Raw genomic sequence first — 23,215 nt, forward strand, 5'->3', positions numbered from 1 at the left:
AGGCCTTAATTCACAAAAAACACTTTAATTCTATGAGAATCAAAGTGTTTTTCCATAACATTATAGCATAGTTTTTTAAATAAACCTATAACAGTGCTTTCTTACCTTACTTATCTTTTAACTGGATAACGACGTGACGGTAAGGCTCATCACCCTCGCTGAAGGTAAAAACCTTGTCGCTGTTCTGAAGCTTTGCGTGGATGATTCGTCTTTCAGACGGATTCATGGGCTCCAGAGACATTTTCTTGCCATAACGCACTGCCTTTGAAGCCATTTTTTCAGCCAGCGCTTCCAATGTTTTCTGGCGCTTACTGCGGTAATTTTCCGTATCCAAAACCACACGGATGTATTTTTCACCAGAACGGTTAACCACCAGGCTTACCAGATACTGAAGGGAATCCAGCGTCTGGCCGCGGCGGCCGATCAGAATGCCCATATCCTTTCCCTCAAGCTCAACATGAAGCACATCGTCTTCCAAATGTGAGGTGATAGTACATGGAATATTCATGGCATCCAGCATTTCGCCCAGGAAAACCTCTGCCTTTTTACCTGCGTTGTTTAAAACAGTGACTTCGACAACCGCTTCTTTTTTTCCAAAGATACCAAAAACTCCGGATTCCGGTACCTGAACGACGTTGGTTTCCACCTCGTCCAGCGTTACTCCCAATTCTTTTAAACCTGCATTAATGGCATCTTCAATGGTTTTTCCTTTACCAACTACCATTTTATTCATGATTCTTCTCCTTAGCAGATATCCTGACTCCGGCCAGGGACCAGAGCCTCATTCCCATAATCCTATTCTTTTTCTGGCTCGTTGCCCGAATTATCCTGTCCAGGAATTTTTGTGATCGTCTGGCGTTTTACCTTTTTGCTTGAAGCCGGTCTTGTTAAAGGCTTTTTGTCGGTCGGCTCTTCCTTCTTTTTCACTGGCTTACCGGATTGAGCCGCCATCGCTTCTGCTCTGGCTTCACTCTGCTGCTTGCGCTCTTCCTTTTTCTTTTTGATCTCTTCGCGTTTTGCCTCTTCGACACGCTTTTCAGCTTCGCGCGGATCAATCTTTTTAGCAGGCTTGCGCAGCATAACGAACTGCTGGACAAAAGTAAAGACGTTCTGAACCACCCAGTACAGCGCAACACCAGCCGGCATACCGATTGCTGCGAAACCGATAAAGATCGGCATAATGTAAAGCATCATGTTCTGGGTTTTCTCAGCAGATGGATCCATGGTTCCCTTCTGAACAGACATGGTAAACTTCTGTGTAATAAAGGTAAAGACCACACAAAGGATTGGCAGAATGTACCACGGGTCCGGGTTCCCTAAATCAGGAATCCATAGAAACTGCTGGCTGATAGCTGAAACGTCGCCGTTAGTAAACACCCATTTTCCAGGATCTCTCAAAGCTCCAAATAAAGCGTAAATAATAGGCAGCTGGATCAGGAGCGGAAGACATCCAGCCATTGGGCTGACGTTGTACAGCTTGTACAGCTTCATTGTTTCCTGATTAAGCTTTTCGGGATTATTTTTATACTTTTTCTGCAGCTTCTGCAGTTCAGGCTGTAACGCCTGCATTTCTCTCATGGATTTTGTCTGCTTGATGTTCAGTGGTAAAATACAAAATTTTACCAGAATGGTAAACAGAATGACGGCAACACCGTAATTCTGAACAAAATTATAGATTTGGAACAGTACAAACCCAAATGCCTGATATAAAATATGCATGCAATAGCTCCTTTAAAATTTCCCCTAAAATTTTCAGGGGAGCGGATCATAGCCTCCCGGATGAAAGGGATGGCATTTTAAAATTCTTTTGGTACCGAGGAACAGTCCTTTAAATATACCGTACTTTAGCACGGCCTGGTAGCAATACTCTGAACAGGTTGGTAAAAATCGACACGAATGCGGCAAACAAGGCGAAATATAATGCTGGTAACCGCGTATCAATTTTAAAATAAACCTTTTAATCATGATCCTGCCTCATAAGATTCTTCTTATAAAATAAATGCTTTAAAGATTTTTCGATAACCGGATATTTTTCATCTTTACAGCTGGCTTTGGCAATTATTACTAAATCATATCCCAGTGCAAACTGATTTTCATTAAGCCTGTAGGCTTCCTTGAGCTGTCTCCTTATACGGTTGCGCACAACCGCGCGGTTGGAAACTTTTTTGCTCACTATGATACCCAGACGATTGGTATCTTTCCCATTTTTTAAATAATGCATCACAAGATTACGATTGCCAAAGACCTTCCCTTTTTGGTACACAAGCTTAAAGTCTTTCTGCTTTTTTAATGTACAAATTTTTGCCAAAAAGATTACTCCTGACATTGAGTTTTTACCTGATTTACAGGTAAGCCATAGTAAACAAAAGACCGTTCAAGAAGCTTAAACGGTCCATACAAGTCTATGCAGATAATTTTGCTCTACCTTTTGATCTTCTTTTCTTTAAAATTACACGACCACTTGTGGTAGACATTCTTTTTCTGAAACCATGTTCTTTTTTACGCTGTCTTACTTTTGGTTGAAATGTTCTTTTCATTACGACACCCCCTGACTTTCCGATTTATCATCATTTAGTTTTCATAAGCATATTAGACTTTTACTTTAGGATTATATAATTTTGGCTCCTTGTTGTCAAGAAATTTTCTCAAAAAGGCATCTTTTCCTTTGTTTTTTCATGGCTTTTTGAATGGTATTTTTTGTCCGAATCTGGTAAAAACCCATTTTTTTATCCACAATCTCCTTTAATCTTATTGAATTATCCACAGGACTTTGTTATACTGTACTATACTGTTAATAAATATCCACACTTTTCCACAGCTTTCGTTTTTTGTTTATTAATCTATGGATAAGCTGTGCACAACTTGATAAAAATCCTAAAACCGGCTTGTTTAGGCGGTTTTTCTTGCGGATAAAACCTTATTTTTTTATTAACATTTGTGTTTACAATTAAAATAATTTAACCCCTGTGCACAACTCTGTTTAATATTTGTGCATAGAATCTTAATTAAAATATCCTAATACTCACAACAAATCGGAGGTTGACCTGTGGATGATTCAATTGTAAAAATCTGGGAGAAAGCGCTGAGCCTTATTAAGGAAGAGATGTCTGAGCTCAGCTACAATACCTGGTTTACGAATACAAAGCCGCTGAAAATGATCGGCGGCACCTTTTATCTTATTTCGGATAATGATTTTGAACGGGGCATGCTTGAAACCCGCTATAAGGCTTTGATCACCAATGCACTGAGCCAGGTGATGGAACAGGAGTGCAAGGTCCAGATCGTTTTATCCGAAAAGGAAGTACCGGATATTGCTGAGCAAAGCGCTCCCATGCCTAAAAACGAGGGGAATTCCAAGCCTTCAAACAACGGCGGCAGCATGAATCCCAAGTATACCTTTGAAAAATTCGTCATCGGCGAAAACAACCGCTTTGCCCACGCTGCCTGCGTCGCCGTATCGGAGGCGCCGTCAGAACGCTACAATCCCCTTTTTATCTATGGGGGTGTTGGCCTCGGGAAAACCCATCTTATGCAGGCCATTGGAAATTATATTCTCTCCTACGCGCCCACCAAAAAAGTGGTCTATGTGTCCTGTGAAAAATTCACCAATGAATTCATCGACGCAATCCAGAACCAGAACAACATTGACTTCAGAAATAAATACCGCAACGTAGATATCCTTCTTATCGATGATATTCAGTTTCTTGCCGGCAAGGACGGAACCCAGGAGGAGTTTTTCCATACCTTTAACGCCCTGCATGAGGAAAACAAACAGATTGTCATCAGCTCAGACCGCCCGCCAAAAGAAATTCCAAAGCTGGAGGAACGTCTGCGCTCGCGCTTCGAAATGGGCTTGATCACAGATATCTCTGCTCCGAACTTTGAAACGCGAATTGCCATCCTGCGCAAAAAAGCTGAATCCTATAAGGAAGAAATTCCAAATGATGTGCTCAGCTTTATCGCGGACAGTATTCACTCAAACATCCGGGAACTGGAGGGCGCTTTAACCACAGTGGTCGCCTACTCCAAGCTCCACGGCGAGCCCATCTGCCTGGAAACGGCTAAAGACGCTTTGAAGGATATTTTCAAAGCAAAAGAAAACATTGTCATCAACAGTACCCATATTAAGGAAATGACCGCAAAATATTTCAATGTCACCATTGAGGACATCGACTCCAAAAAAAGAACGAAAGCCATTTCACTTCCCCGTCAGGTCGCCATGTATCTGACCCGCGATTTAACCGATCTTTCTCTTCCAAAGATCGGCGAAGAATTTGGTGGCCGCGACCACTCCACCGTCATCCACGCCTGCCAGAAGATCAACGAGGAAATGGAAGCCAACACAGACTTCAAAAACCTAATCATCCGTATACAGAAAGAGATTACCGGAAATTGACGCCGAGTCCAAATTTGAAAAAACTTGGCAGAAATCGAAAAAGGAGCGGCAGCTCCTGGGTATTCAGTAACGAGTCTAACGCATTTTAACAAAAGAATCATCCGAAAGATATTAAAAGATTTTTCAGTTAAAATACAATCCTTATCTGTTGATAACCCGCTTTTTCTCAACAGAATATGACTCTATTTATCCACACCCTGTCCACTGTGAATAACTTCAAATTTTCGCGGTCTCCCGCCGTTTTCTGAGTTATCCACAGTCTACACAACCCCTACTACTATTATTACTAAAATAAATACTTATATATTATTTAATATTCAGGGAAGCAGCCTTCCCAAAAGAGAGGTGCCTTTATGAAATTCAGCTGCTCACGTGACGCGCTTATCAACGCTTTATCCATTGCCCAGAAAGGGGTATCAAATAAAACCACCCTTCCTGTTCTTGAGGGAATCTTGTTTCAGGTATACAATAATCAATTGGTTTTAACCTCAACAGATCTGGAAATTGGTGTTCAAACCAGCCTTCCGGCCAATGTAGACATGGATGGTGAGATTATTTTATCATCCAATCTGATCACCGAAGTGATCCGAAAATTATCGGGAGAAGAGGTTTTTTTCCAAAAAGACAACTCAAACCAGGTGAAAATCGAATGCCTCCTGTCCAACTTTACCATTAAAGGCTTCCCGACTGATGAGTTTCCGGAATTTCCGGAAGTCATTGAGGAGCATAGTTTTGTCATTGAAGCAGGTGTTCTGAAGGAAATGATCCGCGGCACCATTTTTTCGGTGGCTGTCAGCGAAAATATTCCAGTGCTCACTGGCCTGAAAATGGAAATTGAAAATGATGCCATCAGCTTAATCGCTTTGGATGGCTACCGTCTTTCCTTAAAGAAAGGTAAACTTAAAGAGCCCATTGACGGCAGTATTTCTGTCATTATTCCAGGAAAGAGCATGAACGAGCTCAATAAGCTGTTATCCAGCTATAATGAAAATGTCATTGTTAAATTTTCAAAAACCCAGATCTTTTTTGAAATGGGTAATACCCAGTTCACCTCTCGCCTTCTGGAAGGTGAATTTATCAATTATAAGCATATTATTCCGACAGAAAAGGCCACCCAGGTCAAGGTTTCCAGGAAGCTTCTTTTAGAGAGCAGCGAGCGTGCGGCCCTTTTGGCGAGAGAGGGAAAGAATAACCTGATTAAAATGGATTTTAATATTGACCAGCTGATTTTAACCTCCAACGCAGAAATCGGGGATGTTTTTGAGGTGATTCCAATTGAAAATCAAGGAGATCCCATCAAAATCGCCTTTAACTCCAAGTTTTTCATTGACGCGCTGAAGGTTATCGACCGGGATGAGATGAGTATTGAACTGACCACTTCTGTTGGACCAGCGGTTATTGTACCGGCAGACGGTTCAGATGAATTTATTTACCTGATTCTGCCAGTCCGGATCGCTGAGGAAGCCTGAGTTTTTTTCTAGAATAAAACCTTCGGAAAAAACCTGTATTATCATTAAGAAAAATCATGATTTTAAAGGATTTGTTTACAAATCCTTTTTTATTTGTGGTATACTATTCTATGTATGCAGTTTTTATTGCTGTTTTTCAAGCGTATTTCCAATTTTAAGGGGAAAAATCGAGAAAAACTATTTTTTAAAAGGCTTACAGACTTAAAGAGGAATAAATATGGAAATTATCGAAATTAACACGGAGTTCATAAAGCTGGATCAGCTTCTTAAGTTTGCCGGGCTGGTTGGTAATGGCAGCGACGCAAAAATGATGATTCAGGATGAAATGATACGTGTAAACGGAGAAATCTGTACCATGCGCGGTAAAAAACTTCGTCCGGGAGATATGGTTGAGGTGGAGGACGCCGGAAGCTTTGAGGTTGCCGCTGCCCAATGATTCTCACCAGGCTGCACCTCGTCCATTACCGGAACTACAAGGATGAAACCTTTGAATTTTCGCCGGGTATCAACGTAATTTGTGGCCAGAATGCCCAGGGAAAAACCAATTTGGTTGAGAGCATTCACCTTCTGTCCAGGGGATATTCCCACAAGACGGGAACATTGATGGATATGGTGGGCTTTGACGAATCGGGATTTTTTGTTCAGGCGGATATTGTCAAGGAGGACATCTCTCATACCCTGTCCATTAAGATGCAGGATAAAAAAAAGACGGTTCTTTTAAATGGTAAGAAGGAAACCAAGCGAGACGCTGTGCTTGGAGTCCTGACCACCATTCTTTTTGAGCCCGACGACCTGAAAATCGTTAAGGAAGGGCCTGAAAAAAGAAGGCGTTTTATGAACAATGAGATCAGCGGGTTCAAGCCCAATTATCCCTATGTTTTAAAGAATTACGCCAAAATACATAATCAGCGCAATGCGTTGCTCAAGGAAATAAAATACGACAGCACTCTGGCGCTTACCCTGGATTCCTGGGATGAGCAGCTGGTCAAATACGGTTCGGTGCTCATGCGCTACCGCATTGATTACCTCAGGCGGCTGAATATAAAAGCCCGGGAACTTCACCGTGAGCTCAGCGGCGGCCAGGAGGAGCTGGTGCTTTTTTATCAGAACAATGTTCTTGAGAATCCACAGGAATTTTCAGATCTTGAAAGGATTTTCAAGGAAAAACTGCGGGCCTCCAGACAGGAGGACATTGCCCGTGGATCCACCACCTATGGGCCTCATGTGGACGATATCATGATCCACTTAAACGGTAAGGATGCAAAAAAATACGGCTCACAGGGACAGCAGCGGACAGCTGCTATTTCTTTGAAGCTTTCTCAGATTGAAATTTACAGGGAGAGCACCGGAGATTACCCGGTGGTGCTCCTTGATGATATTTTGTCCGAGCTGGATGACAGGCGCCAGCGCAACATTCTTTCCATTCTTGGTAAGACCCAGGCGTTTATCACCTGTACGGACCCATCTTTTATCAAGCATTACAGCGAATACCCATCTAAGATTGTTGAGATAGAGGATGGGCGACAATTAAAACAAATTGAAAATTGAAAATGAAAAGTGGAAAATTAATGGGCAAAACCGCTTGGCGGTTTTGATTAAAATTCAAAGTGCTTTAGCATTTTGTTCTATAATTTTCCATTTTCAATCTTCCATTTTCCATTTTATTGAAATACGGAGGTTTTTATGTCAGACAATTTAAAAAATGAGAAAAATGATTATACTGCCGACCAGATACAGGTGCTGGAGGGCCTTGAGGCTGTCCAGAAGAGACCTGGGATGTATATCGGGAGCACCGGCAAGCAGGGGCTCCACCATCTTGTCTATGAAGTCGTGGATAACTCCATTGATGAGGCGCTGGCGGGTTACTGTAAGAATATTGTGGTCACCATTGATAAAAATAATGGTATCACCGTTGTGGATGACGGCCGTGGTATTCCGACCGATATGAACCACAAAATGAAAAAAACCGGTGTTGAGCTGGCGCTGACGGTTCTGCACGCAGGCGGTAAATTTGGCGGTGGAGGATACAAGGTATCCGGCGGCCTTCATGGCGTTGGGGTTTCCGTTGTCAACGCCCTCTCCTCTGAACTGACCGTTGAAGTCAAGCAGAATAAAAAGATTTACCACCAGACCTTTGCCAAGGGTAAAAAGACCTCTGAGCTTGAAGTGACCGGCAATACAAACCGTACCGGTACCACGGTCCATTTCCAGCCCGATCCGGATATTTTTGACGAACTGGTGTATGACTTTGATGTTCTGGAGCACCGCCTCAGAGAGCTGGCATTTTTAAATAAAGGCGTTTCCATTACACTGGTCGATGAGCGAGAATCCGAAAAACGCAAGGAATCTTACTGCTATGAAGGCGGTATCCGTTCTTACATTGAATACATGAACAAGAACAAGGATCCTCTTTATGAACAGATCGCATATTATGAAAAAGAAATGGATGATTACAGCCTGGAGATTGCTTTCCAGTACACAGCGGGCTATTCAGAAAATATCTACTCCTATGCCAACAATATTTACACACCCGAAGGCGGAAGCCATTTAAACGGGTTTAAGAGTGCTCTGACCCGTACCATCAACACCTATGCCAGAAAAAATAATTACATCAAGGGAAATGACAAAAACCTGACCGGTGAGGATGTGCGTGAAGGCCTGACGGCCATTATCAGTATTAAGTTGCTGGACCCGCAGTTTGAGGGACAGACCAAAACAAAGCTTGGGAATCCTGAGGTCAAGGGGATTGTGGAAACCATTGTCGGCGATGAGCTTTCAGCTTTCTTAGAAGAAAACCCGACCATTGCCAAAACCGTTATTGAAAAAACACTGAGCGCTTCCAGGGCCCGTGAGGCAGCCAAAAAAGCCCGTGAGCTCACCAGACGTAAAAGTGCGCTGGATACCACCGCGCTGCCAGGTAAGCTGGCGGACTGCCGTGAAAAGGACCCGTCCATGTCGGAGATCTTTATCGTGGAAGGGGACTCCGCTGGCGGCTCGGCCAAATCTGGCCGTGACTCCAGAATCCAGGCGATCCTGCCGCTTCGCGGTAAGATCCTGAATGTTGAGAAATCCCGTCTTGACCGTATCCTGACAGCGGATACGCTGAAATCCATGATCACTGCCTTTGGCACAGGGGTCGGCGAGGACTTTAATGTTGAAAAAGCCCGCTACCACAAGATCATTATCATGACAGATGCCGACGTCGATGGCGCCCACATCCGTACGCTGCTTTTAACCTTCTTCTACCGCTATATGCGCGGTCTGATTGAGGAAGGCTATGTGTATATTGCCCAGCCGCCGCTTTTTAAGGTAGCCAGGGGACAGCACGTCGAGTATGTCTACAATGAAAAGGCCCTTGACAAAATGTTCGAGGATAAAGACCGCAGCAAGTACACCATCCAGCGTTACAAAGGTCTTGGGGAAATGGACGCCCATCAGCTGTGGGAAACCACCATGGACCCCTCTGTCCGTATCCTGAACCGCGTCAACATTGAGGACGCCGCCTATGCTGATGAGGTATTTACGATCCTCATGGGGGACAAGGTACAGCCGAGAAAAGAATTTATTGAACGCAACGCGGCTAAGGTTAAGAATCTGGATATATGACGCCGAATCCAAATTTTGAAAAAATTTGGCAGAACACGCAGAGGGAGCGGCCGCTCCCGTGTGTTCGGCAATGAGGCTAACGCATTTTGTATAAAAAATCATCCAAAGGATGATATAAGATTTTTTATGCAAAATACGATCATTTAAAATTGGGAGTTAAACTTAAAATATGGATGAAATTATAGAATATGACCGAATAAAAGAAGTAAATATTGAAGAAGAGATGAAGTCCTGCTATGTGGATTACGCCATGAGCGTTATCATCGGGCGTGCCCTGCCGGATGTGCGCGACGGCTTAAAGCCTGTTCACAGACGAATCCTGTACGCCATGAGCGAGCTCGGGATGACACCCGACAAGCCGACCCGTAAATCTGCCCGTATCGTCGGGGAAGTTTTGGGGAAATATCACCCACACGGCGATACCGCGGTCTATGACGCCATGGTGCGTATGGCCCAGGAGTTTTCAACCCGTTATATGACCATCTTCGGACAGGGTAACTTTGGCTCCATCGACGGTGACGGCGCTGCCGCCATGCGTTACACAGAAGCCAAGATGTCCAAAATCGCGCTGGAAATGCTGCGTGACATCAATAAGGATACGGTTGACTTTATTCCGAACTTCGATGAATCTGAAATGGAACCGGAAGTCCTTCCAGCCCGTGTCCCCCATCTGCTGGTCAACGGCTCTGCCGGGATCGCGGTCGGGATGGCCACCAACATTCCGCCTCACAATTTAGGCGAGGTTGTTGACGGCACCATCGCTTATATTGACAATCCTGACATCACCATCGATGAGCTTATGGTTCATATCAAAGGTCCGGACTTTCCAACGGCTGGTATCCTGCTGGGAAAATCCGGTATTAAGGAAGCTTACCGTACTGGACGCGGACGTATTAAGATCCGTTCAAAGGTTGAGATGGAGACCACCAAAAAAGGCCGTAAACAGATCGTTGTCACCGAGATCCCTTACATGGTCAATAAGTCCAAGCTGGTGGAAAAAATCGCCGAATTGGTCAAGGAAAAGCGCGTAGAGGGCATTGCGGACCTCCGCGATGAAACAGACCTTAAAAAAGGTATCCGCATTGTGATTGAGCTCAAGCGCGACGCCAATGAGACTATTATCCTGAATCAGCTTTACAAGCATACACAGCTCCAGGATACCTTCGGAGTCATCATGCTGGCGCTGGTGGGCAATGAGTACGACAAGAAAAAGCTTGAGCCCAAGGTTCTGAATCTGAAGCAGGTGCTTCACTATTACGTAGAGCACCAGAAGGAAATCATTACCAGAAGAACCATCTTTGATTTGAAAAAGGCAGAAGCCAGGGCGCATATCCTGGAAGGTCTGCGCATCGCCCTTGACAACATCGATGAAGTCATCGCGCTGATCCGTGCGGCTAAGGACGGCAAGGAAGCCAAAATCCAGCTCATGGAACGCTTTGCCCTGACCGAAATCCAGGCACAGGCTATTCTGGATATGCGTCTCCAGCGTCTGACTGGTCTGGAACGCGAAAAGATCGAGGAAGAATACGCTGAGCTGCAGAAAATGATCGCTGAGTACAAAGCGATTCTGGCAGACGAACAGCTTGTGTTAAACATTATCAAGGATGAGCTGACAGAAATCAAGGAAAAATTCGGCGATGAAAGAAGAACATCTTTTGACATCGACGTGGAAGATTTTGATGTGGAAGACCTCATCGAAGAGGAGGAAGTGGTCATTACCATGACCCACATTGGCTATGTCAAACGGATTTCGGCAGACACTTACCGCTCACAGAAGCGCGGCGGAAAGGGGATCACTGCGCTCTCTACCCGTGAGAACGACTTTGTGGAACACCTCTTCACCACCACCACCCACCACTTTCTGCTGTTCTTCAGCAACAAGGGCAAGGTGTACCGACTGAAGGCCTTTGAAGTGCCCGAAGGCGGCCGTACGGCAAGAGGGACAGCCATTGTCAACATTCTTCAGCTTGATCCGGATGAAAAGATCACGACCATGATTCCGGTTAAAGAATTTACAGCGGATAAATGCCTGATCATGGCGACCAAACAGGGGATCATTAAGAAAACCGACCTCACGGAGTACGATTCTTCCAGAAAGAACGGCATCATCGGCATTAACCTGCGCGAGGGCGATGAGCTCATCAACGTCCGCCTGGTGGAAGAAAACGAGGATATTGTCATGGGGACACAGAAGGGATATGCCATCCGTTTTACTTCAAAGGAAGTGCGTCCGCTGAAGCGTACCTCCATCGGTGTCCGCGGTATCGAGCTGCGTGATGACGACGTGGTTGTGGGCATGGACATTGTATCGGATGACTTGTTTGTACTCTGCGTATCAGACAATGGCTATGGCAAGCTGACCTCCGGTGACCAGTACCGTTCGCAGAAACGCGGCGGCAAGGGCGTTCAGACCTATAAGGTTACCAAGAAAACCGGCGAGCTGGTCGGCTTCTGCGTCATCAGCCGGGACGGCGAGATCATGATGATCAATAACCAGGGTGTGGTCATTAAGCTGGAGGGCAATGACATCTCCACTGTCGGCCGTAATACCCAGGGCGTCCGCCTGATGAAGCTTCAGGCAGGCGAACAGATCGCGACCATTTCCAAGGTTTATAAAGAAGACCCGGAAGAGGATATTGAGGATGGCCAGGTTTCCATTCTGGATGAAAAATAAAAAATGCTGATTGATCAAAAATACATTCAGATTAATGTAGAGGCGGCGGACTGCTTTCAAGCGATAGAGGCCGCCGCCTCTCCCCTTTTACGTGACAATAAAATTGATGAAGGCTACATTACCGCTGCCTGTGAGCGGGAGAAAATTTTCCCGACAGGGCTGCCGACGCCCGTCGGCGTCGCCATTCCCCACGCCGAGCCAGACAATGTGCTGGAGGAGGCCGTATCGCTCGTCACTTTAAAAAATCCTGTGGTTTTTCACGGTATGGGCGTGCCCGAGGAGCGTATTGAGGTCTCTATCGTCTTTCTTTTAGCCATAAAAGACGGTGAAAAGCAGATCGAAACCCTGCAGAAAATTGTCCTGATGATACAAGATGAAATGGTTTTACAAAAAATAGCAGGTGCAAAAAACCCTGAGTGGATATATAATTTAGTAAAAGATATCGACGGGCTGGGTTAGCTTCTCAGCCGATAAGTAAAGATGATCATTAATAAGAGAGAGGTACTCATTATGAATTACAAAATTTCCCCATCAATGCTGAGCGCGGATTTTGCCAATCTGGATCGTGATTTAAAATCCGTGGAAGCCGGCGGTGCGGACTGGCTTCATGTGGACGTGATGGACGGCCATTTTGTTCCAAACATTACCATCGGGCCAGATCAGGTAAAATGCCTCCGTAAAACCATCGATCTTCCCTTTGATGTCCATCTGATGATCAGTGAACCGCTGAAATATATCGAACGTTTTGCCGACGCTGGAGCGGATATCATCACAGTGCATGTTGAAGTCGAGGACGATACACGGGAATGTATTGACCTGATTAAAAAATCCGGCTGCAAGGCAAGCCTGGTCATTTCCCCGGATACACCCATTGATGTGCTGGCTCCTTTCATTGACGATATTTCCATGATTCTGGTCATGGGCGTTTACCCGGGCTTTGGCGGGCAGAAGTATATTCCCGAAACCACAGAACGTTTAAAGGGAATCCGCGCTATGATCGGCGACCGTGATGTTGATCTGGAGATCGACGGCGGCGTGAATTTTGAAACCCTGAGCACTGTTGTCGAAGCTGGCGCCAATGTCATTGTATCTGGCTCCTGCCTGTTTAACGGCAATATGAAAGAAAATATCAGCCGTTTCAGAGAAATAATGGATGGTGTAAAGAAATGAAAACTGTTTTAGTGGCCTGCGGCGCCGCTGTGGCGACTTCTACCGTAGTAGCCAAAAAAATTGAAAAAATAGCGTCGGAAAATGGTATTGAATTGAAAACTGTCCAGGCAAAGGCTTCAGAGGTGGCTCAAAAAGCCGCTGAGATTAAGCCGGACATTATTGTATGTACCTGCCAGCTCGATGGCGACATTGACATTCCGGTCATGAATGGCCGTTCCTTTTTAACGGGCATTAATCTTCAGAAGACAACCGGCGAACTGCTGGAAATTCTGAAAGGATAACAGACAGACGATTTTTTCGAATATGGTTTCATTTACAAGCGGCTTCGGCCGCTTTTTTGTTGTCAGGAAACATCATCAAATGCGGCTTGTGTTTCAGAAAATTTAATGATACACTTTAACTGTTTTATTAGAAACAGAATTTATTTAAAAGAAAGTTAAGGGACAAGCGAGATGAAGTTAAAAATCAGTCTGAGGCTGACCACCTTTATTTTTTGCGCTCTGGCGATTATCGCGGCAGTTCTGTCTTTTATCAATACACAAAATGTTGACCTGAAAATTCATGAACAGGCCGACCGGTTGGAAAACCACAACCAGTGTGAGGATAAAATTCTGGAATTTTCAAATGCTTCAGACGATCTCACCACGGCTACGCGTCATTTCGTGGCAACAGGAGATCCGATTTATATGAATCAGTATTGGCAGGAGGCTGATGTATTTCGTCATCGCGAGGACGCTGTCGCCAGCCTCAATGCTTTAGGCATCAGCACAGAGGAACAGACGCTTTTGAGTAACGCTATGGACGCTTCCAACAGGCTCATGAAAACCGAAACCCTTGCCATGCGTTTAAAGGCTGACGCTGTTGGAATTCCAGAAAATGAGATGCCATCCGAGGTGGCCGCTTATATCTATAAAAACGGTGAGGAGGGCAGCACTTCAGAGGAAAAGGAACAGCTGGCTATCAGAAGCATTTTTAATAATACCTATGAAAACCAGAAAAAAGAAATCACAGACAATATGACGCGTTTCAGAAGCCAGCTGCACAACCGGAAAACCAGTGAGAACACTCTCTCGAACAGTGAGACAGAACGTTCGCTGAACCATATGCTGGTTTATAATTTTTTTCTGCTTTTACTGCTGCTGTTATTGTCCCTGTTTCTGATGTTTTTTGTAACCTCTCCCCTATACCGCTATTATAAAAGTCTGAAAAATTCTGGCAAAAACGGTGCAGAGCCTTTAGTCCCCGGTGGATCTCAGGAGCTTCAGCAGTTTGCTGAGAGCTTTAACACCATGGTAGAAGACTTAAAAAATCAAAATGCCGCGCTGCTGGAAAAAAGTCGGAAGGACAGCCTGACAGGCCTTTATAACCGAGAAGCTTTTGATCTCTATATCAAAGAGACCATCGAGGCATGCGGCGGCAGAATGGCTTTGTTCTTCATGGATATGGATGAATTTAAGGGGCTTAATGACCGGTATGATTATCTTGTCGGCGACCAGGTGCTGACAGAGGTTGGTGAAAGGCTGAGGATCATTGCCGAGAAAAACAGCGGAAAGGCCGCGCGCGTCGGCGGTGAGGAATTTGCCATGCTGCTTCCTGCTGTTAAAACACAGACTGAAGCGCAGATAGCCGCAGCGCAGATTATAAAGGCCGTTTCAGAGATAAAACCTGAGAGCGGTCGGAAATCCCGGAAGGATTTTCCAGTATCTGCCAGTGTGGGCGTTATACTCTGGGACAGCCAGACAGATGCGCTTCCGCTCCGCGAGGTGCTGCACCGCTCCGATCTGGCCTGCAGCCGGGCTAAACAGCAGGGCAAAGGACATTTTAAGTTCTATTATGCCAACGACAGCGATCTTCAGGCCATGCAGTATACCCAGGAGCACGAGCAGCAGGTTGAGGATGAGATGTACGGCGCCCTTGCCAAGCGAGAATTTGAAGCGTACTTTCAACCGAAATATAATGTCGAAACTGGGGAGATCATGGGAGCGGAGGCACTGGTGCGATGGAACCACCCAACCAAGGGGATACTCTCCCCTGTTCATTTTATACCGGTTTTTGAGTCCAATGGCTTTGTGGTTCAGCTGGATTTCTATATTTTCAAAAAGGTCTGCCGGACACTTGCCGCGCAGCTTAAAAACAATGAACCTGCTGTGCCTGTGGCGGTCAATTTTTCCAGCCGCCACTTTGCAAATCCTGGTTTTGCCGACGAGGTTAAGCGTATCGCAGATCTGTTATTAGTACCGTCCTCCTTCTTAGAAATCGAGATTACCGAGACAACGCTCATGGAAAACTGGGATGAAACCATTATCCAGACCAGAAGGCTCCGGGAAATGGGCTTCAGTGTCGCGCTGGATGATTTTGGAACAGGATACTCGTCCATGGGCGTTCTCCAGGAGCTGCCCGTCGACGTGATCAAAATAGACCGGAGCTTTATCAATCGGGATTTAAGCGAGCACCGCAATGCCATGTTCATCACCGGTATTGTCAATATTGCACAGGTGCTGAACCTGAAGATCATCTGCGAGGGCGCGGAGACCCAGGAGCAGGTTGATTTTCTGAGAAAGAACGGCATTCAATTTGTCCAGGGCTACTATTATTCCAGGCCGGTTTCGGAAACTGTGTTTAAGGAAATGTTACTGAAAAGCAAGAACTGAAAGAAAGGGCTGGAAAATCAGCCTTTTTTTGTATTCTTTTTTTGCAGGATTGACAGGGCTTTCGCAGATTTTTATAATGACATTAAGGGAAGCTGCTAAAAAGGCAGCGCAAAGGAGGAGAAAAATGAAAAAGGTGGTTATCGGATGCAGCGTGCTTCGAAAGGAAATTGAAGCTGCGCTTGGAAATCGGCCGGATTTTAAATTTAACTGGCTGGAGGATCAGCTGCACAATGTGCCGGAAACCCTTCACGAAAAGGTACAGTCCGCCATTGATGCGGAGACAGATGCAGACAGGATTTACCTGCTCTACGGGCACTGCGGCCAGGCTCTGACCGGCATACAGGCCAAAAACTGCTCGGTGGTGCTGCCAAAGGTGGAGGACTGTATTGATGTCCTGCTCTGCCATAACCCCAACACCACTGAAATGCGTCGGACCTCTTATTTCGTATCACAGGGCTGGCTATGGGGCGAAGAAGGCCTTGGATATGAATATGACCGCATGAAGGAAAAATACGGCGAAAAACGGGCTTTACGCGTTATAAAAGCTATGTATAAAAATTACAAGTATCTCATGTTTGTCAAAACTGGTGTGGAGGATCAGAGTGTTCGTGAAAAATGCGCCGGTATCGCAGAAAAGCTGAACCTTGAGCTTAAGGAAACCGAAGGTGACGTGGAGCTGGTCATCGAGATGCTGGGCGGCAGCACCGATGAGCGGTTTATCGTGATCCAGCCGGGCGAGACCATCCGCGAGGAAATGTTCAGGCCATAAAATTAAGCGCCGCGTATATCCCCATGCCAATGACCCCGCACCCCAGCATGACGTAGATGGGATTGAGCTTGAATTTCCGGAGGATAAAAAGGCTGACGGCAAAAAGGACCACCGCCACAAAATCAATATTGTCTGCTGCAAACTGCACCAGGCCGTTTTTAAAAAAGGCCACGATGACAATGGAGAGGCCGGCCGAGGCGATGAGGGCCACCACAGCGGGACGGAGGCCTGAGAGCACGCCTTTGATGGTGTTTAAATTGCGGAAGCGGTAGTATACCGCGGCCAGGATCAATACGATGATACAGGAAGGTGTGACGCAGCCAACAGTGGCGACGACAGCGCCGCCGATCCCGGCTATTTTGATACCCACAAAAGTAGCGGCATTGATGGCGATGGGGCCTGGCGTCATCTGGGAAATGGTGATGATGTCAATGAACTGGGTCATGTCCATCCAGCCGTGGAGGTTAACAACCTGCTCCTGAATGAGCGGCAGCGCCGCGTATCCCCCGCCGATGCTGAAGAGCCCAATCTGGAAAAAGCTGATGAATAACTGAAGATAAGTCATGGCCGCCTCCTATAAAAGATTTTTTCCGGTGCGCTTGGCCGTAAAGGTCACAAGAGCGCCAATCAGGCCGCAGATCAGAATAAGGATAATCACGTTCATTTTCACAAAAGCGCTGAGGATAAAAACCACAAACATCATGATGACCGGAAGCGCCTTGCGGGCTTTGAAAACATCTCCGCCCATGTCGATGACGACATCCACAATGACAGCGGATACCCCGGCCTGCATGGCTTTAAGCAGAAATCCCACGTAGAGGTTGTCGCGGAAGGCTGTGTAAAACAGTGAGATGATGGACAAGATAATCAGCGGAGGCAGTACGGTCCCGATAATGGCCACAAAAGCGCCGGTAACACCTGCGACTCGGTAGCCGACCAGAATAGAGGCATTAACGGCCATGGCACCGGGAGAAGACTGGGCGATGGCTGTGAGATCCAGCATTTCCTGTTCCTCGATCCACCCCAGCTCTTTGACGAATTTTTTGCGCATGAGCGGCACAATAACATAGCCTCCGCCAAAAGTAAACATGCTCAGGCTGAAGGTTGAGATAAACAATTTAAAAAGTTTCTTGGCATCCATATAAAAATCCTTTGTGTGAGATTTGATGATTCTATTGTACTTTAGTGGAATGCGTTTGGCAAATAGTATTATATAATTAAAAAGATAGGCAAAAGCCTATCTTTTTTCGATGCTGCACCGATAGCCTTCCCTTGTCCATCGCCGGTAAAGACAGTTACAGCAGGTTTTATCCAGATCGTCCAGACACTCTTCCTCATCATTGTCGCGCTTGAAAAAAGAGCAGCCCAGTTCCCAGGCGCCTGTTTTTTTATCCCCGGTATAGAGATCGGATTTTTTACAGAGCTCAAAGCCATCCGCTTCGTTTCTTTTCGCCACAGCCACCAGCCGGTGGTCGAGCAGAACGATTTTGGCATAGTCTTCAATGTAAACCGGGGTGTCCGGCGGAAGCACAGCGCCTGAGCGCTCGATGATGTGCGATACGCCAAGGCGGTTCTTCATTTCAGCGGCACTCAGGGTGGTCTGGCATGTGCCAATGCCGGATTTCCCCCGGATACTGCCATCGTTTCCGCTCAGCCTCAGCCCTGCGCCGGCCAGGGCGCCGATGACGCCGATACCTGTGCCGCCAAATTCCTCAAGGCGCGTACCACCGACGCTGCGAGCGAGATCATAGGCTTCCTCCTTTTTGATGACGCTGCGCTGTGCCTTTTTTCCAAAGGCCAGCAGTTTTTCCGGAAATTTCAGCTGATCCAGACGGCAGAGACAGAGGCCTGGGTCAGCTGTTTCAGCTTTTTCTGCCATGATAATGTCTGCTGCTTTCTCCCAGAGCCTGCTGAGCTGATCTTCGGAGATGCTGCCCGAAAAGCACATGGAGCTGTTGTGGGAGGTGTAGACAATTGCATCGTCCAGAAGCAGCTGGTGCCGTGTGATGCCGTAATCAATGACACTGCCGAGGGATTCGGCCTCTTTTTTGATATGCTCGGCTATTTTTCCTGTACTGGTTTTTTTAGTCAGGTCATCGGTGTCATCGACACAGAGGGAATATCTAATCATTTTTAAGCTCCTTATTTTCCTGAATTTTTGCCGCCCTGGCGAATATCTTTTCCGGAGAGTATTTTATCCCAGAGGGCGTCGTCTACCTGGATACCGGCAACATTCTGGTAAAAATCTGTCACCTCTGCGCGGAGGTCGATGTCGCCGTAAACTTCCGGATAAACAGTGGTCCCAAGCCAGAGCATGCCAAAGAAGGTTTCACAGCTTCCCTGATGACCCCAGCGGGTAAAGCCAATGGGGATATTATAGACCTGGTTTTCACGTACTGCCCGAAGACCCTGAAATTTTTCATTGGTCTTGAAATATTCCGCTGTGCTGGCGTCGTTACAGATCACCACATCCGGGTCCCATACAAAAATCTGCTCAATGCTGGCATAATAGTCATCCCCCTCAGATTTGAGCTCTGAGCCGACAGATACATCGGTACAGCCCACGGTCTTTATCCAGTCACTTCCGAGAGAGTTTTCACCATCTGTCCGCACAGCCTCTGTGATGGAATGATATACTTTTACCCGTTCACTCTCAGGAATTCTGGCGCTCCGATCTTCACACAGAGTGATGACTTTCTCATATTCCTGACAGAGAGTCTCCATGTTTTGCGCAACCCTTCCCCCCATGACTGAAGCGATCAGCCGCAGGGCTTCTATCTGTTCAGCCATATTGTCATAGCTCACCACCACATAGGGAATTCCCAGCTTATCCAGCTTTTGCGCCTCAGCCTCGCTCTGGTAGATTTCCCGCTTGATTAAAACCACATCCGGCTTGAGTTCCATCAACGCTTCAGCGTTAATGACCCCGCTGCTGGTGACTGTGACGGCATTTTCAATTTCAGGATAAATTTCTTTGAGCAGTACATTGCGCTTCGTACCGGCAGGACAGCTGACAACCTGCTCACCGCCCTGACTCATGACAATGGCCTCTGTCATAAAAGCGTCGAGAACCGCGGCCTTCTTTATTTCGGTCGGAATTTCTACCTGGCGGCCAGCGCTGTCGGTAATGGTGTGTGTCGGAGTGTTATCTGAGGCGGTGCTGCCAGACTGGGAACACCCGCTCAAAAGCATTGTGATAAACAGCAGAGCCAGCGTAATGCTGACATATCCTTTAATCTTTTTCATTTTTCAACTCCTTTATTTTAAAGTACCTACAGGCATTACCTGCTTTGTATCTCCGGAATCCAGAATTCGTGCTTCGATATGATAAACTTGCCCCAGATTTGCAGATGTCAGGGTTTTGGCAGGCGGCCCTGTTTCAACAAGTTTTCCGTCGCACATCAGACCTACACGGACAGGGATTCCGCGGTTTTCGAGGTAAAAGGCCTGGTTGGGCGAGTGGGTTGCCATGAAAATGGTCTGCCTGCCATCCTTAACCAGTGAGGCGATGGTTTCTAAAAATAAAAGCTCATTGTAGTAGTCCAGGTGGGCGGTGGGCTCATCCATGAGAATGAGCGGGGCTTCCTGGGCCAGGGAACGGGCAAGCATGACCATCTGAAGCTCTCCGCCGCTGAGCTGGGTATACGGCCTGTCGGAAAGGTGAGTGATGCCGATTTTGTCAAGGAGGTTTTTGACAATGACTTTATCCTCCTGAGTGGGAGCGCCAAAGCGGCTCATATAGGCGGTTCTTCCCATGAGCACGACCTGGAGCACCTTGTAAGGGAAGGAATGCTCGTGGCTCTGGGGCAGGTAAGCCATCTTCTTTGCCAGCTCGGCGGGCTTGTAGGCATCGACACTTTTATCAGAAATTTTAATCGCGCCTTTTTTGAGAGGCTGAATGCCCAGGATGCAGTCCAGAAGAGTACTTTTTCCACAGCCGTTTCGTCCCATCAGGCAGAAGATTTCACCGGGTCGGGTTTCAAGTGTAATATCTTGAAAAATAAGCTGCTCGCCGTAGGCAAAAGCAGCGTCTGTAATTTTTAACACACTCACATCTGCCACCCCCCGCCTTTTGTTTTCTTAAGCAGAAAGACAAAAAAGGGCGCGCCCACAAGCGCTGTCAGAACGCCCAGAGGAATTTCGGAGGTGGTGACACTCCGGCTGATGGTGTCAATGGTGACCATGAACACAGCGCCCAGACTCATGGAAACTGGCAGAAGCTTACGGGTATCATTGCCGATGAGCATCCGGCCAATATGCGGGATAATGAGCCCGACCCAGCCGATAATACCGGAAATGCACACTGCGCCAGCTGTTGCCAGCGTCGCGCAGGCAATGATCATGCGCTTGCTGAATACGACATTGACGCCCATGGTGCGGGCTTCCTTTTCCCCCATGGAGATCACGTTGATTTGCCAGCTGAAAAAGGCCAACCCGACAATTCCCGCCAGAATGACCAGAACAGCCCAGAAATCCTTATAGCTGACGGAGGCCACACTTCCCATGAGCCAATAAACAATGGCGGGAAGCTCGCTGTTGACATCGGCAATGGATTTAAGCAGGGTCAGCAGAGCGCTGAAAACCGAGGAGACAATCGTGCCGCCGAGAATGAGCATAATGGTGGGAACCGCTTTATAGATTTTAGCGATCATGTAGCTGAAAATAACGGCTAAAACGCCGAAAGCAAAGGCAAAGCCGTAGGTGGCAAGGCTTGTGCCAAAGAGAAGAATGGCAAGACCTGCTCCGAAGCCGGCGCCGGAATTAACACCCAGAAAGCCTGAGTCGACGAGTGGATTGCGGAAAACCCCCTGAAAAGCAGTACCGCTGGCGGATAGTCCCGCGCCCACAAAGGCAGCGGCGATGGCCCTCGGCAGTCTCAACTGCAGTACAACGGTCAATGTTTGTGGTGAGATGCCAGCCCCGCCGGCAAAGGGGCTGGCAAGGCTTCTGAAAACCTCAGAAACCGACACGCTGTAACGGCCGATAAACAGCGCGGTAAAAATAAAAGCCAGAGGAATCACCAAGAGCAGAAGAATAAAGATGACTTTTTTTATAAAATGCCGATGATCCTGTAATGCCGTCTCAGTTTTCATGTGCTTCTCCTGTTGTGATAATGTCTGCTCCGCTGTTCAGGATATTTTCGCAGATAATGGTGCCTGGCGCAACAGACGATGTCAGTGTGATTTTCTGTATTTTTTTCATCGCTTTCAGAAGTGATCTTTGAAGAAGGGGGACGCTGCTTTTGACTGGAACCATCCCGCCAGCGGTGGTTTTGACCGTGGTGGTGAGCATCCGCCTGGGGGCCGTCCACTCCTCCCGGCCATAATGTAGGCCGCGCCTGCACCTGTATCCGGTAATTTCCGGTGGGTCGCAGGCAGTGTCGAAGCTCAGGATACAGCCTTTTGGGCACAGAACACAGAGGCGTTCATTTTCCTTCAGGCTGTTCAGGACTTCACAGGTCGGTTCCTTTTCAAGGTAGGCGTCTGGAAGCTTTTCACCCGATGCGGCTGGCTTTCCGGCGAGGAAGGATGCAGCAGACTCGCCGGCCTGTTTTCCAGCCATACTTACTTTGTCCACAAGATCGTGGACGCCGGTCACATTGCCGCAGGCAAAAAGTCCCGGCACACTGGTTTGCCCGTTGCTATAGACGTTAATGCCGCCGTTTCTGTCAAGGCGGACAAAATCCGGATCTATTATATCCGTTTCGGGGATCAGCCCGGCAGCCACCAGCAGGGTATCGCAGGGAATATAGATTTTTTTGGAAAGCTCGGGCTGTCCGTCTGACAGAACCGGGGCAATACTCACGCCCTTCAGGCGTTTATAACCATGAACAGAAACGACCGTAAAGCCAAAGCGGATGGGAAGGTTAAAGTCCCGGATACATTGCAGATGGTTGCGGGCCAGCCCTGTGGCTCTTTCTCCAAGCACCAGGCTGACTCTGGCGCCCTCCAGTGTCAGCCGCCTGGCCATAATGAGACCAATATCACCAGAGCCGAGGATCACCGCGTTTTTTCCCGGAAGCAGGTTCTGGATATTCATCATATACTGGGCTGTACCGGCAGTATATATGCCGGTAGGACGGCTTCCGGGGATACGCAGCTGCCCAAGGGTTCTCTCGCGGCAGCCCATGGCCAGAATAACCGTGTCCGCGGTCAGACGGGCAGGCCCATCCGCTTTGCTGAGATACTTGACACTGAAAGCCCCGTATTTTCCGGAGAGCTCTAAAACCGACGCGCTTGTTTTCACTGTGACCGGCGTGTTTTTTAACTGGTTTTTAAAGTGAGCGGCATATTCTGGACCGGTGAGCGATTTTTTCAGATAGAGCGTGCCAAAACCATCGTGAACGCACTGGCGCAGAATACCGCCGACAGCAGGGTCACGCTCCAAAAGTACGATTTTTTCCACGCCCCTTTGGGATGCGGAAAGAGCGGCGGCCATACCGGCAGCGCCGCCGCCAATGATTGCGCAGTCATAATGCAT

23 protein-coding genes are annotated in these 23,215 nt (G+C 47.1%); 11 read left to right on the forward strand and 12 right to left on the reverse strand.

Features of this window, described 5'->3' with window-relative positions; all coding sequences use genetic code 11:
- Positions 1 to 106: 106 nt before the first annotated feature.
- The 5 genes from jag to rpmH all read right to left on the reverse strand — a co-directional run bounded on the left by jag (position 107) and on the right by rpmH (position 2,537).
- The gene (gene jag / locus B2M23_RS03150) at positions 107 to 733 is read right to left on the reverse strand and encodes an RNA-binding cell elongation regulator Jag/EloR (protein ID WP_038353309.1); all 627 of its coding nucleotides are present in this window, start codon (positions 731 to 733) and stop codon (positions 107 to 109) included.
- Between the two features lie 62 nt (positions 734 to 795).
- Positions 796 to 1,719 carry a YidC/Oxa1 family membrane protein insertase gene (locus B2M23_RS03155; RefSeq protein ID WP_038353310.1) on the reverse strand — a complete coding sequence of 308 codons (924 nt, stop codon included), beginning with the start codon at positions 1,717 to 1,719 and terminating at the stop codon, positions 796 to 798.
- A gap of 33 nt (positions 1,720 to 1,752) precedes the next feature.
- On the reverse strand, positions 1,753 to 1,965 hold the full coding sequence (gene yidD / locus B2M23_RS03160) for a membrane protein insertion efficiency factor YidD (protein WP_172611261.1): 213 nt from the start codon (positions 1,963 to 1,965) through the stop codon (positions 1,753 to 1,755).
- A complete protein-coding gene (rnpA, locus tag B2M23_RS03165) occupies positions 1,958 to 2,308 on the reverse strand; it encodes a ribonuclease P protein component (RefSeq protein WP_227208151.1) in 351 nt (116 codons plus the stop codon). Before rnpA ends, yidD begins: the two co-directional genes overlap by 8 nt.
- A gap of 94 nt (positions 2,309 to 2,402) precedes the next feature.
- A complete protein-coding gene (gene rpmH / locus B2M23_RS03170) occupies positions 2,403 to 2,537 on the reverse strand; it encodes a 50S ribosomal protein L34 (protein ID WP_013378361.1) in 135 nt (44 codons plus the stop codon).
- 509 nt (positions 2,538 to 3,046) lie between these two features.
- Between rpmH and dnaA the strand changes: the two genes are divergently transcribed.
- From dnaA to B2M23_RS03225, 11 genes are all read left to right on the forward strand, one after another.
- Positions 3,047 to 4,396: a chromosomal replication initiator protein DnaA gene (gene dnaA, locus B2M23_RS03175; protein ID WP_038353312.1), complete on the forward strand. Its 1,350-nt coding sequence runs from the start codon at positions 3,047 to 3,049 to the stop codon at positions 4,394 to 4,396.
- Between the two features lie 353 nt (positions 4,397 to 4,749).
- Positions 4,750 to 5,865 carry a DNA polymerase III subunit beta gene (dnaN, locus tag B2M23_RS03180; protein WP_038353313.1) on the forward strand — a complete coding sequence of 372 codons (1,116 nt, stop codon included), beginning with the start codon at positions 4,750 to 4,752 and terminating at the stop codon, positions 5,863 to 5,865.
- A 217-nt stretch (positions 5,866 to 6,082) separates the two neighbouring features.
- On the forward strand, positions 6,083 to 6,301 hold the full coding sequence (locus B2M23_RS03185; protein ID WP_038353314.1) for an RNA-binding S4 domain-containing protein: 219 nt from the start codon (positions 6,083 to 6,085) through the stop codon (positions 6,299 to 6,301).
- Positions 6,298 to 7,413 carry a DNA replication/repair protein RecF gene (recF, locus tag B2M23_RS03190; protein ID WP_038353315.1) on the forward strand — a complete coding sequence of 372 codons (1,116 nt, stop codon included), beginning with the start codon at positions 6,298 to 6,300 and terminating at the stop codon, positions 7,411 to 7,413. The genes B2M23_RS03185 and recF overlap by 4 nt, the downstream gene beginning before the upstream one ends.
- Before the next feature lie 135 nt (positions 7,414 to 7,548).
- Complete coding sequence (gene gyrB, locus B2M23_RS03195) at positions 7,549 to 9,471, forward strand: DNA topoisomerase (ATP-hydrolyzing) subunit B (protein WP_038353316.1); 1,923 nt, start codon at positions 7,549 to 7,551, stop codon at positions 9,469 to 9,471.
- Positions 9,472 to 9,640: 169 nt separating this feature from the next.
- Positions 9,641 to 12,145 (forward strand): DNA gyrase subunit A, encoded by a 2,505-nt coding sequence (gene gyrA / locus B2M23_RS03200; RefSeq protein ID WP_038353317.1) that lies wholly within the window; start codon positions 9,641 to 9,643, stop codon positions 12,143 to 12,145.
- A gap of 3 nt (positions 12,146 to 12,148) precedes the next feature.
- A complete protein-coding gene (locus B2M23_RS03205; RefSeq protein WP_038353318.1) occupies positions 12,149 to 12,604 on the forward strand; it encodes a PTS sugar transporter subunit IIA in 456 nt (151 codons plus the stop codon).
- A 51-nt stretch (positions 12,605 to 12,655) separates the two neighbouring features.
- Positions 12,656 to 13,315, forward strand: a complete 660-nt coding sequence (gene rpe / locus B2M23_RS03210; RefSeq protein WP_038353319.1) for a ribulose-phosphate 3-epimerase — start codon at positions 12,656 to 12,658, stop codon at positions 13,313 to 13,315.
- Positions 13,312 to 13,596, forward strand: a complete 285-nt coding sequence (locus B2M23_RS03215; RefSeq protein WP_038353320.1) for a PTS sugar transporter subunit IIB — start codon at positions 13,312 to 13,314, stop codon at positions 13,594 to 13,596. The genes rpe and B2M23_RS03215 overlap by 4 nt, the downstream gene beginning before the upstream one ends.
- Positions 13,597 to 13,767: 171 nt before the next feature.
- The gene (locus B2M23_RS03220) at positions 13,768 to 15,966 is read left to right on the forward strand and encodes a putative bifunctional diguanylate cyclase/phosphodiesterase (RefSeq protein WP_052237374.1); all 2,199 of its coding nucleotides are present in this window, start codon (positions 13,768 to 13,770) and stop codon (positions 15,964 to 15,966) included.
- Positions 15,967 to 16,090: 124 nt separating this feature from the next.
- Positions 16,091 to 16,735, forward strand: a complete 645-nt coding sequence (locus tag B2M23_RS03225; RefSeq protein ID WP_038353321.1) for a DUF1638 domain-containing protein — start codon at positions 16,091 to 16,093, stop codon at positions 16,733 to 16,735.
- Here the strand turns inward: B2M23_RS03225 and B2M23_RS03230 are convergent.
- The 7 genes from B2M23_RS03230 to B2M23_RS03260 all read right to left on the reverse strand — a co-directional run bounded on the left by B2M23_RS03230 (position 16,725) and on the right by B2M23_RS03260 (position 23,215).
- Entirely contained in the window at positions 16,725 to 17,300 is a 576-nt protein-coding gene (locus tag B2M23_RS03230; RefSeq protein WP_038353322.1) for a chromate transporter, read from the reverse strand. The genes B2M23_RS03225 and B2M23_RS03230 overlap by 11 nt on opposite strands.
- A 9-nt stretch (positions 17,301 to 17,309) precedes the next feature.
- On the reverse strand, positions 17,310 to 17,876 hold the full coding sequence (locus tag B2M23_RS03235; protein WP_038353323.1) for a chromate transporter: 567 nt from the start codon (positions 17,874 to 17,876) through the stop codon (positions 17,310 to 17,312).
- Between the two features lie 96 nt (positions 17,877 to 17,972).
- Positions 17,973 to 18,866, reverse strand: coding sequence for a hypothetical protein (locus B2M23_RS03240; protein WP_052237375.1), 894 nt, complete (start codon positions 18,864 to 18,866; stop codon positions 17,973 to 17,975).
- 11 nt (positions 18,867 to 18,877) lie between these two features.
- Positions 18,878 to 19,981, reverse strand: a complete 1,104-nt coding sequence (locus tag B2M23_RS03245; protein ID WP_038353324.1) for an ABC transporter substrate-binding protein — start codon at positions 19,979 to 19,981, stop codon at positions 18,878 to 18,880.
- A 12-nt stretch (positions 19,982 to 19,993) separates the two neighbouring features.
- A complete protein-coding gene (locus tag B2M23_RS03250) occupies positions 19,994 to 20,788 on the reverse strand; it encodes an ABC transporter ATP-binding protein (RefSeq protein WP_038353489.1) in 795 nt (264 codons plus the stop codon).
- Positions 20,785 to 21,828, reverse strand: a complete 1,044-nt coding sequence (locus tag B2M23_RS03255; RefSeq protein ID WP_038353325.1) for a FecCD family ABC transporter permease — start codon at positions 21,826 to 21,828, stop codon at positions 20,785 to 20,787. Before B2M23_RS03255 ends, B2M23_RS03250 begins: the two co-directional genes overlap by 4 nt.
- Positions 21,818 to 23,215, reverse strand: a complete 1,398-nt coding sequence (locus B2M23_RS03260; RefSeq protein WP_052237376.1) for an FAD-dependent oxidoreductase — start codon at positions 23,213 to 23,215, stop codon at positions 21,818 to 21,820. The genes B2M23_RS03255 and B2M23_RS03260 overlap by 11 nt, the downstream gene beginning before the upstream one ends.

Origin of the sequence: Eubacterium limosum, assembly GCF_000807675.2 — a bacterium.
In the GTDB taxonomy this organism is placed as follows: Bacteria; Bacillota; Clostridia; order Eubacteriales; family Eubacteriaceae; genus Eubacterium; species Eubacterium limosum.